The 16,527-nt window shown below is 33.2% G+C and carries 17 protein-coding genes and 1 pseudogene; 10 read left to right on the top strand and 8 right to left on the bottom strand.

Features of this window, described 5'->3' with window-relative positions; translation table 11 throughout:
- Positions 1–870: 870 nt before the first annotated feature.
- The 4 genes from prgP (at position 871) to ACXKY9_RS28640 (ending at position 2,778) form a co-directional block, all read left to right on the top strand.
- Positions 871–1,797, top strand: a complete 927-nt coding sequence (gene prgP, locus ACXKY9_RS28655) for a ParA superfamily DNA segregation protein PrgP (protein WP_016097340.1) — start codon at positions 871–873, stop codon at positions 1,795–1,797.
- The gene (locus tag ACXKY9_RS28650; RefSeq protein WP_016097339.1) at positions 1,760–2,083 is read left to right on the top strand and encodes a hypothetical protein; all 324 of its coding nucleotides are present in this window, start codon (positions 1,760–1,762) and stop codon (positions 2,081–2,083) included. The genes prgP and ACXKY9_RS28650 overlap by 38 nt, the downstream gene beginning before the upstream one ends.
- Before the next feature lie 116 nt (positions 2,084–2,199).
- Complete coding sequence (locus tag ACXKY9_RS28645) at positions 2,200–2,433, top strand: hypothetical protein (protein ID WP_016097338.1); 234 nt, start codon at positions 2,200–2,202, stop codon at positions 2,431–2,433.
- Between the two features lie 15 nt (positions 2,434–2,448).
- Complete coding sequence (locus ACXKY9_RS28640) at positions 2,449–2,778, top strand: hypothetical protein (protein ID WP_016097337.1); 330 nt, start codon at positions 2,449–2,451, stop codon at positions 2,776–2,778.
- Between the two features lie 157 nt (positions 2,779–2,935).
- Here ACXKY9_RS28640 and ACXKY9_RS28635 read toward each other — a convergent pair whose 3' ends face one another.
- From ACXKY9_RS28635 to ACXKY9_RS28615, 5 genes are all read right to left on the bottom strand, one after another.
- Positions 2,936–3,622, bottom strand: coding sequence for a hypothetical protein (locus ACXKY9_RS28635; protein ID WP_042882298.1), 687 nt, complete (start codon positions 3,620–3,622; stop codon positions 2,936–2,938).
- A 105-nt stretch (positions 3,623–3,727) separates the two neighbouring features.
- Entirely contained in the window at positions 3,728–5,368 is a 1,641-nt protein-coding gene (locus ACXKY9_RS28630) for a peptide ABC transporter substrate-binding protein (RefSeq protein ID WP_016097335.1), read from the bottom strand.
- 716 nt (positions 5,369–6,084) lie between these two features.
- A complete protein-coding gene (locus ACXKY9_RS28625; RefSeq protein ID WP_016097334.1) occupies positions 6,085–6,213 on the bottom strand; it encodes a hypothetical protein in 129 nt (42 codons plus the stop codon).
- Complete coding sequence (locus ACXKY9_RS28620) at positions 6,213–7,328, bottom strand: response regulator aspartate phosphatase (RefSeq protein WP_016097333.1); 1,116 nt, start codon at positions 7,326–7,328, stop codon at positions 6,213–6,215. The genes ACXKY9_RS28625 and ACXKY9_RS28620 overlap by 1 nt, the downstream gene beginning before the upstream one ends.
- Positions 7,329–7,470: 142 nt before the next feature.
- Positions 7,471–8,106: a DUF3967 domain-containing protein gene (locus ACXKY9_RS28615; RefSeq protein ID WP_016097332.1), complete on the bottom strand. Its 636-nt coding sequence runs from the start codon at positions 8,104–8,106 to the stop codon at positions 7,471–7,473.
- 248 nt (positions 8,107–8,354) lie between these two features.
- Between ACXKY9_RS28615 and ACXKY9_RS28610 the strand changes: the two are divergent.
- The 3 genes and pseudogenes from ACXKY9_RS28610 to ACXKY9_RS28600 form a co-directional block, all read left to right on the top strand.
- A pseudogene (locus ACXKY9_RS28610) lies at positions 8,355–8,519 on the top strand (YolD-like family protein); the annotation flags it as partial.
- Positions 8,520–8,565: 46 nt separating this feature from the next.
- On the top strand, positions 8,566–8,940 hold the full coding sequence (locus ACXKY9_RS28605; RefSeq protein WP_016097331.1) for a hypothetical protein: 375 nt from the start codon (positions 8,566–8,568) through the stop codon (positions 8,938–8,940).
- Between the two features lie 151 nt (positions 8,941–9,091).
- Positions 9,092–10,251, top strand: a protein-coding gene (locus ACXKY9_RS28600; RefSeq protein WP_090782881.1) for an IS3-like element ISBth8 family transposase whose coding sequence is annotated in 2 segments (ribosomal slippage) — positions 9,092–9,350 and positions 9,350–10,251 — 1,161 coding nt in all. Because the reading frame shifts where the segments join, the coding sequence is not laid out codon by codon here.
- Between the two features lie 95 nt (positions 10,252–10,346).
- On the opposite strand, the gene ACXKY9_RS28595 is transcribed toward ACXKY9_RS28600, so the two are convergent.
- Positions 10,347–10,592, bottom strand: coding sequence for a hypothetical protein (locus tag ACXKY9_RS28595; protein WP_016097328.1), 246 nt, complete (start codon positions 10,590–10,592; stop codon positions 10,347–10,349).
- A gap of 76 nt (positions 10,593–10,668) precedes the next feature.
- Between ACXKY9_RS28595 and ACXKY9_RS28590 the strand changes: the two genes are divergently transcribed.
- From ACXKY9_RS28590 to ACXKY9_RS28580, 3 genes are all read left to right on the top strand, one after another.
- Entirely contained in the window at positions 10,669–11,253 is a 585-nt protein-coding gene (locus ACXKY9_RS28590; protein WP_016097327.1) for a hypothetical protein, read from the top strand.
- A gap of 660 nt (positions 11,254–11,913) precedes the next feature.
- Positions 11,914–12,531 carry a recombinase family protein gene (locus ACXKY9_RS28585; protein WP_016097326.1) on the top strand — a complete coding sequence of 206 codons (618 nt, stop codon included), beginning with the start codon at positions 11,914–11,916 and terminating at the stop codon, positions 12,529–12,531.
- Complete coding sequence (locus ACXKY9_RS28580) at positions 12,503–13,501, top strand: tyrosine-type recombinase/integrase (protein WP_016097325.1); 999 nt, start codon at positions 12,503–12,505, stop codon at positions 13,499–13,501. The genes ACXKY9_RS28585 and ACXKY9_RS28580 overlap by 29 nt, the downstream gene beginning before the upstream one ends.
- Positions 13,502–13,890: 389 nt before the next feature.
- On the opposite strand, the gene ACXKY9_RS28575 is transcribed toward ACXKY9_RS28580, so the two are convergent.
- Positions 13,891–14,337, bottom strand: coding sequence for a CPBP family intramembrane glutamic endopeptidase (locus ACXKY9_RS28575; RefSeq protein WP_016097323.1), 447 nt, complete (start codon positions 14,335–14,337; stop codon positions 13,891–13,893).
- A 29-nt stretch (positions 14,338–14,366) separates the two neighbouring features.
- On the bottom strand, positions 14,367–16,508 hold the full coding sequence (locus ACXKY9_RS28570) for a type IA DNA topoisomerase (protein WP_016097322.1): 2,142 nt from the start codon (positions 16,506–16,508) through the stop codon (positions 14,367–14,369).
- Positions 16,509–16,527 lie beyond the last annotated feature (19 nt).

Here is a 16,527-nt window from a genome sequence, read left to right as displayed (position 1 = left end):
GTTGAACCTCCTTTCCACTGATTTTTTACAACAAAAAAGGTGAGCAGTTATATCACTGCTCACCTTAATAAATAGACTTCCCAAGATTGCATACAAAGGCAGAAAAATCCATACTTAAACATGCTTAAAAATGCACTTAAAGAAGGGTTTCTATCTTTACAAATCTACTCTAATTAACTATACTAAGAAGAGATATTTTATATCTCAATAGCATAGTTAATTAGAACGGTTTGGGAAGTTTACTCACTGGTAGTCGCAGTGACGTAAATGGAATACAAGATGTTGTCAGCAAATTGTATTCACCAAGAAGTAGAAATGTTGTCAGCAAATCTACTTCCCCTGTCTGGTTTGAGACCTCAGAAATCTCGAACTAAACAGCCGTTCTTTTTTTATTTGTTTTTTTCTGTTTTATGTGTCTTATATATTCTACAAATTCTTACGAATTTCTTATGTATATTATCAAACTAAATCGTATTGTGTTGAGAAACTTGTTGTCTATTACGTTACAACAAGTTTTTTTATTTGTAAATATCGAAAAAAGATACATATTAAATATACACCCCTAAAAGAAGAAAAGATACATGTATCTTTGTATCTTTGTATCCTTGTATCTTTGTATCCTTGTATCTTTGTATCCTTGTATCTTTGTATCCTCTTAATCTTGTATTCTTGAATGACTTATAAAATGTTGATTTAACAGCATTTATTATAGAATTATCTTTTGGTTTCCCATAAAAAAATAGTAAAATATAAAAAAGGATACATTTATCCTTTTCATGTTATTGCTCATATGTTATGATTGATTTAGGATACAAAGATACATGTATCTTTTGTTACAATTGTGTTACATTTAAAAAGGAGTGAATCTCTATGAAAAAAGGACACGTAATAATTAACGCCCAACAAAAAGGGGGCGTAGGAAAAACTACTGACTCTTGTATGGAATCTCTTGTAGCTTCTCTAGTATTTAATAAGAAAGTTTTATTCATTGATACAGACCTTCAGGGAAACGGGACTACATTCTTAGCAAAATCCTTTAAAATAGAAGAAATGCAAAAAACATTAATGAAATGTTTAGAAGATGGTAATCTATCAGATGGTATTATAAAACTTCATGAAAACCTTGATATGATTCCATGCGGTTACGATATGAGAAAGTACACAGATTTTTTAATTGAAAACTTTAAGACTACTAAAGATAGAACTTTTTATTTTGCAAAGTTGCTAGATAAAATTAAATACGACTATGACTACATATTCATTGATATTCCACCTTCCACTGACCTGAAAGTGGATAATGCTATGGTAGCAAGCGACTTTGTTATAGTAGTGCAAGAGACGCAACAATTTTCTTATGAGGGAAGTCAAAGGTTAATCTTTGATTATCTACAAACCTTAGTTGATGACTTTGGACACCTTGTAAAAATGAACGTAGTTGGAATTTTACCTGTATTATTGCAGAAGAAGCGTTCATTGCACAACGAGATTGTTAAAAATACCATTGATACTTTTGGTGAAGAAAATGTCTTCAGTACAATAATAAATAATCATGCTCGCCTAGAATGGTATCCACGTATTGGTTTCCAATTCGAAGATCACCACGATAAGAGAATGTTAGCTCTATTCTGCGACATTTTCTGCGAACTTGAAGAAAGAATTCATCTATTTGAAACTAAAGGTGATATTGTAGATTATAAATATACTCCTAAATATTTCGTAGATAACAAACTTACTAAGTTAGGGAAAGGAATTGATATAGGTGAGTTTACTAAAGAGAGAGCAACCCAAAGATCCTAAGATTACTGAAGCTGCGGATGTGACAAGAGAAGTAGAAGAACATACACCCTCTTCTCAAACAATAGCGGAGGCAACAAACCAACAAAAAAAACAAGTCGGTTCGCAAAATCGTAAAAATATAAAAGTTTCTCCTGATACATTTAGCCTGATTGAAAATATCTGTACTTTAAGAAGCTTAAAAAAATATGAAGTAATAGATGAACTACTCGCAAACTTTATAAAAAACGAATTGACTGAAAGAGAACAGAAGCTACTTCAAACTCTTAGTTCTAAAGAGGATATATAGAGATACGCATTATGCCGTATCTTTTTATTTTAGGATACATGTATCTTTGTATCTTTGTATCTTTGTATCTTTGTATCTTTGTATCCTAAAAATTTAAATTACAAAGGAGGTTTCTCATGAGAACCCTTACTATTATTGCCTTAGTTGTCATATGCTTAGTATTTTTTAACGTAATTTCTATACATACAATCGGGACATTAGCTGCCATAATCGGAGTCATAATAGCAATTATACTTGGTGCTTATTTCTTATATCGGTTTGCTCTTGGATTTCTTGCTCTATTTACAACTTTCATAGGTGTTATTTTAGTGATCTGCTTAATTACATATGCTGCAACTCATTTAATTTAAAAGGAGAAGTGAATCATGAATGCACTAAAAGAAAATAAAAAACAAGTTTCTTTCTTTGAAACATTTTTCAAAAATCACCCAATCAAGAATGATGTATTTGTTATAGAAGCAAATGAAAAATACTTCTTTTTTGAATACGACACTGTCATTAGTATGATTAATAACTTTAGTCAAAAAGAACAAGATTATATAAGAAGGCAACTGCAACTGTACAATTACCTAAGACAAGATTTATCAATTTGTTTAATGCAAATTGCAACTGATTATGTTAGAAGACTTATAGGAGAACATAAAAAAACAGAGTGCAGAATCCTACCTCTACACTCCATTTATAATCACAGCTAAAGAATATGAAACTTCTTTAATGCAATATACCTTACTAGAATTATACTATATCCCTACAGTACTTGTAACTAAAATGGAGTCCTTAATCGGAATCCATTTTTTTCTATTAAACCTTTTTATTCTATGAGTTTATTAAAAAAGAAACATGGAGTCCTACTTAAAACTCTAATTTTTCACCTGTTTTCAAATTATCTATATAACCCAAACGTAAACTATGAAACTTATCTAAACTTTCCATAGCCCCTGCAAATTCTAGAATACACGGAATTTCCTTCTTTGATTGAAAAGAAATTACTTTCGCCTGTGGTATTTTATGATCGGTTTGTAACTTCTTCACCCCAACACCTAATTCTTGATATAAAATTCTATTGATATTACTAAGTACATCTTCTGATCCATGTATACGCAATCTAGGTCTTATATAACTCCGATTCTTCCTTTTCTCCGTTAGTACCATTAAATCATGCGATAATTTTATGTATGTGGAAACAAATACTTTTTCATTAAATTCACCTTGTGGAAAAATTCGATTCTTCTCTTGAATGGAAGTCCAGCCCATCTCTAGAATCATCTTATAGAAAGGATGTCTAAGGTTAATTAGTGTGTGCCAAAAATCTATTTTATCTTCCTTTTTCCTAGAAAAATGACTGACTGAATTACTTCCAACAATCAATTCACAAAAACGAATGGGTACATCCTTTCTTTTATTTCTTATAGAAAAGTAAGTTGCTCTTTTGCATCCATACCTCCAAGAAATTGCTAAAGCTTCAGCAAATTGATCTGATTTTATAAACTCCTGAAATTCTAGTTCTTCTTCTTCTGTTAATCTAAATCTCCTATCCATAATTCTATTACCATCCCTAACTTCATCTACTACATACACAAACTGGAATATTCATTTCAGTCCTCTATCAAAAAGAGTTTTTATCAGCCTTTTTTAGAGCAGATTTTATTTATTATCCAACTCAACCCACTTATAATTAAATTCTCCACCAAAATCATTCGTGACAATGCCTTTTACAGAAGAACGTTGTAAGTATGATCTACCTAGTTGGTAGAAAGGTGCGACCGCTCCATCTTCTATTAATATTTTTTCAGCCTGCTTCATCGCTTCCCAACGAGCTTTCTCATTACCAGCTAAATTCGTTTTCACTTCATGAATTAGATCATCATATTGTTTATTTGAGTACTTATCAAAGTTATAGGTACTGTCCGTCGTAAATAAATCTAAAAATGTAATTGGATCAGGAATATCAGGAGACCATACATCAACCCCTAATTCGTAATCACTATTTAGAAGTAATTGAATTTGTTGTTTACGTGGCTGCGGCTTAACGTTGACCGTTAACCCTTCTAAATTCTTTTCTAACTCACCTTTTAAATACTCCGCATTCTTCTTGGCTAAATCATTATCACTTGTTAATAATTCTAATGTTACTTGCTCTTTCCCAAGTTCTTGCTTTGCCTTCTTCCAGTTCTCCTCTGCTGCCTTCACATCGTCTTTTACTAACGTTCCATTTTCTTTTCGGAAGTCTTGCCCGTCTGTTCCTTTAGCGAAATTAACTGGTATAAAACCATCCGCAGGGAGTGAACCATTGTTTAACACTGTATCTACAAAGGCTTTCTTATTCATTGCCTGACTTATAGCCAAGCGAGCATTTTTATTTTTTAATACTTCGTTCTTTTGATTCATACGTAAAAACTGGACAGTAACTTCAGAGCGTTCCTTGAAGTCAGGATTCTTTCTATATTTATCTACAAATTCACCTGTTAGTCCTACACGGTCAATTTGACCTGATTCATATAAATTTATTTCTGTTGATTTATCTTTTACAATATCAAAGTTGATTTCGTCTAACTTAACTGTTTTAGCATCCCAATAATTCGGATTCTTCTTTAACTGAAAACCTTGTTCATGCTTCCAATTATCTAACGTAAATGCTCCATTATAAACTAATTGATCTGCTTCTAAACCATACTGCTTCCCTTTTGATTCAAAATACTTCTCATTAATCGGTAAGAACGTTGCGAACGTTGTCAAATCTATAAAGTAGGGAACAGGCTGTTCTAATTGTATTTCTAATGTTTTATCATCTATTGCTTTTACCCCTAGCTGATCTATAGGTAACTCTTTACTATTAATTTTCTTTGCATTCTTTATATCAAAGAATAAAAACGCATATTCTGCCGCTGTATCAGGGTTCACAGCTCTTTTCCAAGAAAACACGAAGTCTTCAGCTGTTACAGGTGTTCCATTTGACCATTTTGAATCCCTCAAATGGAATGTGTATGTTTTTTTATCTTCACTCACATCGTACGATTTTGCTACTGCTGGTATTGCCGTATTTCCTTCCCCTAATGTATATAAACCTTCAAATACGTTTTTCATTACATTCATAGAATCACCGTCAGTTGCCTTGCTGACATCCATCGTTGGGATTTCCGCCATATACGGTAAATGAATGGATTGTGTTTTTGAATCTTTATCATTTGCATTTGCTGTATTTTCTTTCTTTTCACTACTACACGCTGTGAGTAAAAAGCTAGCTCCTAAAACAGCAGCCATAATAGGCATTACTTTTTTTAACATGTTTATTTTCTCCCTCTCTACGTACGGTTCATAGCATTAGATTATCTAGTTGTATATCGCCTAGAAGAAGCAAACTTTGCCCCCAAGTAATAAACCTCGTAAATCTTTCGCCAGTATAAAACGTAGCACCCAAAGATGGGCATGTCAATTGGACAAATTATAAATTTTAATATTTAAATCATAAATTATAAAGATATTTACTATAAATTGTTGTGTAATGATATCTTTAAGCCCTCTTCTGAAAAACGGATCTTTATTTTCGTTTTTAACGGTACATACAACTGAAATTAATACAATTACACTAAAGTTACTAAAAATCACACATACGGATTCATAGAACCCTTAAACGAAATCCTGTGAAAATCATTTCAAATTCTAACTTCCATCCTCTTTTTAGGTCTTGGATTACATATATCTATCTTTACGGTATGTGAAATTATTTATCTAACGAAAAATAACACAATAATAGTCCCACTATAAGAACTATTATTGCGTTATTAAAATATTTAATTACAATTCAATGATTCAAATTGTGATAGAAAGCATATTTAAAAAGGAATCCCAACTTAATATATATTCTTCATTATCAAATTATCACTCTTATAAATTTAGAATACCTATACATTTTTTACAAATATTGTTATACTAAAAGGAATCAAATCATTACCCCATTAACAAGGGGACTCCATAATTGGAGTCCCCTTGTTAATTAGCAATCAAAAATGATCAGCATGTGAGTATTGTATAATCTCTTCCTTTTTTAAAGCATGTTGTGTATCACCTGTATTGTTACTAAATGATAATGCTATAACTAATCCTAATATCGCTAACACAAGCTTCTTCATTATTTTAACGCCCCTTTGCTTAGTAATTTTTGTTTCGCTTCGTAACATGCATCGAAATAATCACTAACTTTTTCATGCTCATTCAATTTGCGGAAGCGAACCGCTAATACTTCTGCATATTCCTCTACAAAATCCCATAAACCCTGTTTTTCGAAGTACGGAATACTTTTATTCACTTCTTCTTCTAATAGTTTAATTGCTTCATCTTCATTAAGAGAACGTAAAATATTGAAATGATATACATACTCTTCATTTCCTAATTCCATACAAACTGCTAATCCTTTTTCAATAAGTTCTTGTGCAACATTTGTTTCTCTTAGCTTATAGTGTTCACGTGCTTGTAAGAATAATGCTTTAAAGTGTGTAGGAATCTTCTCTGTTACTTCTGATAAATGACGAATCGCTAATGTAGATAAGTTTTGAGTTGCATATAATAATCCTAGATTATGTCTTACTACTAAAATCAATTTTTCTTCATTATGTTTTTGCAACAGGTCAATAGAACGATTCAGATGTTCTTCCGCTTTTTCAAATTGTTTTAAGAATATACAAGCTGTCCCTAGTGTGTTTTCGCAAGAAGCAACTTTCACCTCATATCCAGCATGCTTTTCAAAAATTTCTTTCGCTTTATTTGCGTATTCAATAGATATTAGCATACTAGACATATGATGATTTAACACCGCATATTTTTGATTAAACTCTGCATGCTCTAATTCATCGGAAATATGCTCTAATAAGCTTTCAGCTTCTTCATATTGTCTTCTTGCTTCATTGTAATTACTAAACATCAAAGCATGTTCTGCTTTAAAAGAATGATAATAATAAGCTATGAGTTTATCTGTCGTTTTATTGATTGTATCAATTGCTTCAAAACTATCTTTTCGAATACTTACTCGATCAGTTAGCATTCTGTATTTAAAGTCTAGTAAAGAATAATATAATAATAAGTTTTGATTTTGTTTTTCTTTTTCTTCTGTATGTTTAATCTGTTCTATTTTTTCATCTATTTCTTTTTTCACTTCAGCTGCTTTTATAATTTGCTGCGACAACATCATTTGATAAAAATCATTAAGTTGTTGCATAACTGCTTCATGCGTGAAAAGATTTGTGCTCATATCACTACGTCCTCCTCAACCACTTTCATTTACCTAAATATTAACATAATTCTGCAAATTACATAAGAGTTTGACTTGTAATTATAAGTTTCTAAAAAAAATTCAGAATTTTAAAATCACAATTACACTTCAGTATAAGTGCTCATTTCCAAAACATCCACCAAGATTTCTTTTTTACTGCCGCTATTTCTTCCCGGGCTAATACAATAGTACGTTTTGCATCTTGAATCTCTCTTACCATCTTCATAAGGTTATCATCTCTTATCTCTAACCTTTTTTCTATCCTTTCTTCACGTTCCTTCCGATCTTTCATATCTTCTCTTAATAATTTATTTCTTCCTTTAATATCCTCTGCAATTAACTTATTCCTTTGATCTATACGATTCCCTAGTCTATTTTCCATTTCTAAAAGGTTAGCTTGCTGCACCTTATTGATTTCTTTTATCATAGCGCTATATTGTTGTTGAAATTGATACTGCATTTGATAAGGAACTGGATCTGCACCTTGGGACTCCTCTTTCTTATTATCGATTCCAAACTGCTTCGCAATCATTTTCGCAGCCTTCTCTAAAGTCATGCCCTCTTGCTTACTCAACTCTACTAACTGTTCAATAACTACAACATCAAACTCAGTATATTCCCTTCTTCCTCTACTATTCTTTCTTACATCATATCCTTCTCGTTCAAGAACATCCGAATACTTTCTAAGAGTGCTGCTACTTACTTCTAACCGACTATAGACCTCATTGCTGGTATATACTATCTCCGCTTCTGACATAGCGCTATGCCACCTCCTATAATGAAAATTCCATATTAAAGGAATAATCCCTTTTAGAATCCATCGACGAAGCTCGCACGGTCTTTGCTATGTTTTGTCGGAATAAAGGGACTTGAAAACAAATAAAAAATCTTTAAATTTCCACTTAAAATATATGGTCGGGATAAGTATAATGCCTAACATGCAGAAAAAAAGGAGGAAATATTACGAAAAAGAAAAAGGCACATAAAAGAACGAGCAAATTAAACTTAAATGAAGAAGAAATAATAATTACATATTATGAAGATGGTTATTTACTCTCTAGTTATATGACTATTTTCGATATTGACCCATCAAATAGCGCTGTCATATGTACGGATGCTTTTTATAACAAGATAAAACTGCAATTTTCTAATATAATAGGTGTAAAATAGAACAAATTAACGTTATCAAGTTAGATTCATTTAAGGGAGTGTAAAAATGCAAGGGAATCAATTAAAGAAGAACACAGCAGGAGTAGTTATTCATAATGATATTAAAAAATACCCCTTTCTAAATATACCTATGATTATTAATGAGGAAGACGGAATGGTTTATGAGGTATTAAACGCTGGTTTTTACACTAATGATGCAGTAGCAATGATAACAACGGATGATTTTACTACAACCAGGGTAAATGCACCGATTATAACAGTAAAAAACAATGATGGTAGTATTCAAGCATATCGTTTACCTTTAGAACTAGAACATTGGGTACTTTCTTGTATGCGTGCTGCTTCAGTAGAAAAAAATCCGTTTCCATGTAAAGTTGCTTTTGGAATCATCGACACTAAATTTTATGTGGAATTCAAGTGAAATAAGAACACGATTGGGTTGAATCAATTAAAATAATAAAACTATAAAAAAGAGAAGGGTACTTGGTATTATCCCCTATAGGTAGACAGTAAAAAAAGAGTCCATCTGATATGATGGACTCAATACTGTTTTATCTGGAGGGGATTTTTTTATGGCAAGAAAAGGACAATCATTTCAAAAATATACAGAAGAACTAAAGCGAGAAGCAGTTCGTCTTCGATTAGAAGAGAGAAAATCATTGCGAGAAATTCGTGAACAACTCGGTGTGAAGAGCGATGCCCAGATTATTGAGTGGGTAAAACGTGTGCAACAGGGGGAGTCCTTTGATGATCAACGTGGTGTCTGGAATCGAAAGAATTTTAATAGTCTAGAAGAAGAAAATGCTTATTTGAAGGCACAGGTTGAGTATTTAAAAAAGCACAATCCAAATCTACACGGGAAGGAATGGTCCTAAAGAAAGAACGATTTTCTCTTATCGATTCATTACGCCAAGCCTATCCACTCCGATGGTTGCTTCAAATCGCGGAAGTTTCTAAGGCTGGCTACTATAAATGGCGGAAATATCATAACGTGCAGCGTTTACGTCAGAAAAGGGATATGTGGCATAAAGAACATATTTTATCTATTCATCGTCAGCACCCTTACTATGGGTATAAACGTATGACTCGTGCTTTGGCTCGAGAAGGAATGGTAATGAATCATAAACGTGTTCGTCGTCTTATGAGAGAGCTGGGTATTCAATCTATCATTCGAAAAAAACGTCCGTTTTATGGAAGAAAAACATCTGTGGTATTTAAAAATCATTTGAATCGAGAGTTTCAAGCTGAAAAGCAAAACCAAAAATTCGTAACAGATATTACTTATGTACGAATCGGAGAACAATTTGCCTATTTGTCAGCTGTGTTAGATCTATACAACAATGAAATTGTTGCCTGGAAGCTATCTTCAAGAAATGATTTAGATTTGGTTTTAACTACATTACGTCAATTAGAAGGAAAGTCATTAACTACTAAGCCCCTTTTCCATTCAGATCAAGGGTTTCAATATACATCTAAATCCTACGCAAAACAGTTAGAGAAATTAGGATTTGTCGGTAATCATTCTAGACGTGGAAACTGTTTTGATAATGCGTGTATCGAATCATTCTTCTCACATTTAAAAACAGAGAAGTTGTATTTAGTGCGCCCAAAAACATATGAAATGGCCTACCGAGCAATTCAAGAATATATTCAATTTTATAATACAGAAAGATTCCAAGAAAAACTTCACGGCCTTTCCCCGATAGAATATCGGGAAAAGGCCGTGGCATAATACTCTTTTTATTACTGTCTACTTGACAGGGAGATGACCAACTTCCCTCTCTTTTTTTATTTGCCTCAAGTTTCTAACTTTAAAATATATTCTAATTAATAATTGTAAAGAAGTACAATCGGCACTACAGCAATAAGAAAAGCAATTACACTAATTTGCATATTTTGTTTTCTATTCACTCTGTTTTTTAAAAATAGATATGCAAATGAATTAATAAGTAAAATTGCTACATAGATCCCTGCATAACCAAGTGGAGAAGTAACTATATCCCATAAAAATATCAATCCAGTACCAATAAATATGCTCAAAAAATAAATAGAAAATAATAGAATTTTTTCCAAAAAATATCTTCCTTTCATTATTTATTTCTTGTATAATCCTATTATAGTAAAAATTTTCTAAAAATAGGAGGTTATTATGAGAAAAAATAAAATTTGTTTATCTGTTTGTGCCACTGCATTAACATTGGTTTCAACACTCTCAATTTTTAGCGAAAACAAGGTAGCAGCTGATACTATTGAAAACACGACAATTCAACAAACGCAAGAATCAAATGATCTTAATCAAATTAAAATACCAATCAACGATATCAACGATTTAGACCTAGAAGCACTAGGATTTACTCCTTCACAAATCAATGACTTTAAAAATTCAACTTCTCCTAATAGTCTAGCACCCTTAGCCGCTGCAAAAACTCAATATGTATATTGGAATAAAGCAAAATTACAAGGTGTCTTATGTCGTTCTTTATCATCATTACCAACCGGAAAACCCCTTGGTGATTGGATACTTTCTCAAGGAATAGCACTACTTGGACCAGCACTATCAAAGTCAGTAGGATTATCACTTGCATTTATTAATACAGCTTTAAAAAAGAGAGTTAGTTTTTTACAAAACGCTTTAACACAAGTCCGATTTGGACAAGCTACTGGTATTCGAATTGCAATTGAACCTAATCCTGGTGGATACCCTGCTGCTTACGTAACAATGAGCATTTATTAATAGTAATAAAAAAGAATGCAGATATTTAATCTGCATTCTTTTTTTAATGTGAAAATAAATATTATTGCTCTTTGGAAACATACACTCTTTCTTCTCTCTTGCTTCATCATGTTTCTTCTATTTAATCTTTGAATATCCACATTAGAATTCTCACCGCTATATCAATAAGTCACATCATCCGATCAAATTCACAATTTCTCTTTTCTTCCAAACGAATTTTCTCTTTTTGTTCTTTCACTTTTATTTCGATGTAGTTTTTTTACGCTTTTCTTTCTTCATAAATCTCAGACCCTCTTTCTATATATTTGAATTGTCTACTATTGATATATCGAATTCCACATTACGAGTAATATCAGGTGCCAAAAAAATTATCAGACACAGTGTCGTTTATTTCACTCATGTGTATTATCATCTTTAGATAATTTATTAAATATATAATTATATAAAAAAATAGAATTTTTAACACTATAAACTTAAACAAAAAGTCAACTACAACTATCCTGAAAGGTACACCTTTTGAAGTACATTAAACTCTATTAAATTTAATACTTCAAAAGGTTAAAAACCGTATTTTTGAAGTATTAAAAAATTAAAGATACCTTTTGAAGTATTTTTGTTATAATTTTAGTAGAACCAATTTTGAAGGGATGTCTATTTATTTTGAATACAAGAAAATTTGGATATATAAGAGTCAGTAGCAAAGACCAAAATGAGGATCGTCAACTTGAAGCGATGAAACGACTCATCACTGATGAACGAGATATTTTTATCGATAAGCAGAGCGGAAGAGACTTTAACCGTGAACAATACCAACTTCTAAAACGCATGTTAAGAAAAGATGATATTTTATATATCCATTCCCTGGATCGGTTCGGAAGAAATAAAGAAGCTATCCTTGAGGAATGGAAAGATATTACCCAAAATATACAGGCTCATATTATCGTATTAGATATGCCACTTTTAGATACAACTCAATATAAAGATAGTTTAGGGACTCTTATTACTGATTTGGTACTTCAAATCTTATCGTGGCTTGCTGAAGAGGAACGAACAAAAATAAAAACTCGCCAACGTGAGGGTATTGACGCTGCAAAGAAAAAAGGAAAACATTTAGGAAGACCCAGAACTGAAATAACTCCAGAATTTATTAATGCCTATAATATGTGGAAACACGGACAGATAACAGCGCTATATGCTATGGAAATGTGTAATATGAGTAGCCCTACATTTTATAGAGTGGTTAAAAGATTTGAAGATAGGAGGAATAAAAATCAATAACATTACAAGAAAAAACCAAGATACAATACAAGGATTTTCATCTTATTTATTAAATAAAGGGCGAAAACCCTCTACGATTAAGCGATATATCTATGATGTAGAAAGCTGTATTCAATGGCTGCATCAATCAGGAAGATTCTCGGACTCTGAAGAAATGAATTGGGAATCCCTATATAAGAAGGATTTCGAAGCATTTTTTAATTATTTAATAGAAGAACGCCAATACTCCGATAAAACGGTACATCGTATTTACATCGTTCTTAATAGGCTGTACGAATATTTAGATTTACCTAGCCCCATTGAAGGTGTTGTTCACATAGCTCCACCTGATCGTGCATTGCGTACTGAAGACTTTATCAGCATTCAAGAAGAGGAACGCCTAAAACAAGTATCCGCATCATTAGAGGGGCTGACAGAAAAACAACGAACTAGCCGTCCTATGATTTTAGAACGAAATCTTTCTATTATAATCTTGCTCCTAGACTACGGATTATCTCTACATGAGCTTGTCGCTTTACGAATGAAACATGTACATTTTGAGAACAATACACTATCTATTCCTGAAGACACAAAGATTAATCGTACAATCCAGTTAAAAGAAGTAGATAAATTACACTTATATCATTACTATAAAACTATTCCCGAACCAGTACGCCCAAGATATCACAGTGATGATCCACTCTTTGTTGCTTTTCACTTTAGGTTGGGGACTTATCTTTGGAGTTATGACAATGACGCACCAAAATTTCTAACGGACATGTCAGTTCAAAAAATGATTCGTTTAGAGATAAAACGAGCAAATTTAAGGAAAGGGATTTCTGCACAACATTTTCGAAATACCTTTATTTTAAAGATGATTCAACAGCAATACACAGCTGAAGATATTGTTAAGCAAGTCGGCTTTAAAACTGACGTATCCTTAAAAAGGTACTATACATACTATGAGAAAACTAACGAGAACAAGGGTTAAAACACTGCACTTGCTATATAAATTTTATATAGCTACAGATTTTTCAGGTGAGATGGAGGTGTTAAGATGAAGAAAAATAAGGAGTCATATTTTATACACAAATACACCTTGCGAGACCAGACTACTAAATCTATTAAAATCGAGTCGTGGCGTTCATTAAGGGAAGAAATGCAAGTATTAGGCATAACGGATAGCGACATTTTTCAAATGCAAATGATTAAAATAAAGCCAAATTAAAAGCGCCATAACGTTATGTTATTGCGCTTTTAACTTATTCATATCACTCCAATTTTCAAATTAGACGTGGAAGAAGAACCAATCATTGTTGGTTATAACGTGAGAGTAATTCGATATTGTGGACATGTATATATGTTAACATGTGTACATTTTTAATAAAGGCTTGTAGCCAAAAATACAAATGAATTAAATAATATATGCGCTACTATTGGTACTTTTATATCTCTGGTCTTTTCGTAACTCCATGCATATAAACAACCATTTACAAAGTAAGGGAAGAAGAACCAATCAAAATGCACGGCTGCAAAGATACCATTAGCGATGAGAATCGCTGTTGTACGATTGATTCGTTCAAACAGTTTTTCTATTCCAAACGGTAGAATCTTTCTGAAAATCCATTCTTCAATTACAGGAGCAATTAATAGAGGGACAATTAAATAGAAGATATTCAATTCTACTTTTGCATTCACCTGTTCTGCATTGCCTGTGTCGATTCCAAAATAGCTTTTTATATAGGAAAAAAAGAGAGTGGACACGATAGCTAGTCCAGTCGTCATTAACACCCATTTTCCCTTTTCTACTAATCTTTTTACATTCAACTTTCTTCTCCCCTTACTATGATTCTCGTTTATTTTTTAGCAAATTCAAATGTGATCTTTCCGCTAGAATCAAGCTTCAAATACGCATCAAATTCTTTTCCTGATTTCCCTTTCATTCCTTTAATTAATCCTGTTTTCTTACCCGTTAATAATTTTTTAACGTTTGCTTCGCTAATTTTCTTTGTTAAAAATTCGCTCGGAAGAGAGAACTTACAACCTTCCTTATAACCTGTACAACCGTAAAATGTTTTGCGATTCGCTATGCCTTTGCCACATTTCGGGCATTTCCCTACGGAATCCTTTGTTTTCATTTCTTGTACTTTGCTATCTATCTGAAGCTCACCAATTGACTTCGTAGCGTTGACGATCAATTGCTTGGTAAATTCCCCTGTCTTCGCTACAAACACCTCTTTAGAGCCTTGTTTCTTCCCGATTTTACGCAAATACCCTTCCCATTGCGCTGTCATTTCGGGCTTCGCTAATAACGTGCCGCCCACGGCTTCGCAAAGAATTTCACCTTTCGGTGTAACCGTCACTTTATTCTTTTTCACTTCTATATATTCTTGCTTTTTGAGCGTTTCAATGATGCCAGCTCGTGTTGCTTCCGTACCAAGTCCTTCTACTTCTTTTAGGATGCTTTTACTTTCTTCATCTTCTACTGAAGCGCCGCATGTTTTCATTAAAGTAATAAGTTGTCCCTCTGTATAAGGATTTGGTGGTGTTGTGATGCCTTCTTTTGTCTGTATCTTCCCTTGTACAAGTTCGCCTTTTTGTACAACTGGAAGGAGGGATTCCCTGTCTTCGCTCTCTTCTTCGCTTGGTTGATCTGTTTTATAAAGTTCTTTCCATCCTAACGCTTTTTCCGATTTTCCTTTTGTCGTAAACTCTAACCCATTCATATCTGTTGTAATAATTGTTTCTTCATATTCGTAAGGCGCATGGAACATGCCTAACACACTCTTTAACACTTCCGTATACAAGTTGCGCTGCTTGTCCGTTAATTGATCTACCTTTTGTTTCGAAGGAACATTTTTAGTCGCTATAACGGCATAGTGCTCCTGTACTTTTTGATTATCGACGTAGCGTTTATTCGGATCTAATGATTTTGGTTGGAAGGATACTCCTATAATAGATTGATATCCCTCTAGGTTTCGGACTAAATAAGCAAATTCATTTTCTGTAATGAAATTACAGTCTGTTCGTGGATAGGTCACAAGTTTTGCTTCGTATAGCTCTTGGACAATTTTCAACGTATCGGCAGGTGAATACTTGTACTTTTTATTCGCTAAAGCCTGTAAGGAAGAAAGAGAGAACAACTTTGGCGCTTCTTGTTTCTTCGGTTTTACTTCAACGGATTTTACTGCACCTTGCTGATTCGCTCCTTCAGACAGCTGATGTTTCTTCAGTAGCAATTCCACTTCATTTTTCGTTTGGAATCGCTCTTTGTATCTTCCCTTGTATGTTCCGTTCATCCCTTTAAACTGTCCTTCTAGTTCAAAGAAAGGGGATGGCTTAAAGTGTTTGATGTCCTGCTGCCGTTGGTTAATGAGACATAAAACAGGGGTTTGCACACGCCCAACGCTGTAAACACCTTGTACGCCTTTTTGACGTAATAACAGCGTATATAATCGGCTCGCATTCATACCAATTGCCCAATCACTAATTTGACGAGCCTGTGCTTCAGCAAACATACTCTCAAACTCCGAGCCTTCCTTCAAGTTCTGAAATCCTTTTTTAATTTCATCCACTTCTAAGCTGTTGATCCAAAGGCGTTTCATTTTTTTAGAAGAACAGCCCGCTTCTTGAATGATTAAACGTGCGATTGCTTCACCCTCTCTATCAATATCCGTTGCAATTGTAATACAATCTGCTTCCTTCATTAATTTTTTTACAACGTTGAACTGCTTTCTTTTATCGGCTGATACTTTATATCCGTAGCGCTCCGGTAAAATTGGCAATTGTGACATATCCCATTTTTCCCACTCTGCTTTATAATCTTGTGGTGCTTTCAATTCCACTAAATGCCCATATCCCCATGTAATATTCGCTCCATTCGGCATTAAGGAACAAGGCGCAATAGAAAAGTAGCCATCCTTCTTCTCAACTTTCGGGAATGCTTCTGTATACGCTTTCGCTTGTGATGGTTTCTCCGCAATAATTAATGTAGTCATGTGTATTACTTCCTCTCAT

The sequence above is a fragment of the Bacillus sp. 2175 genome (assembly GCF_057812155.1).
The sequence above is the reverse complement of the archived record's forward strand: the minus strand, read 5'-3'. Positions and strand labels throughout refer to the sequence as shown.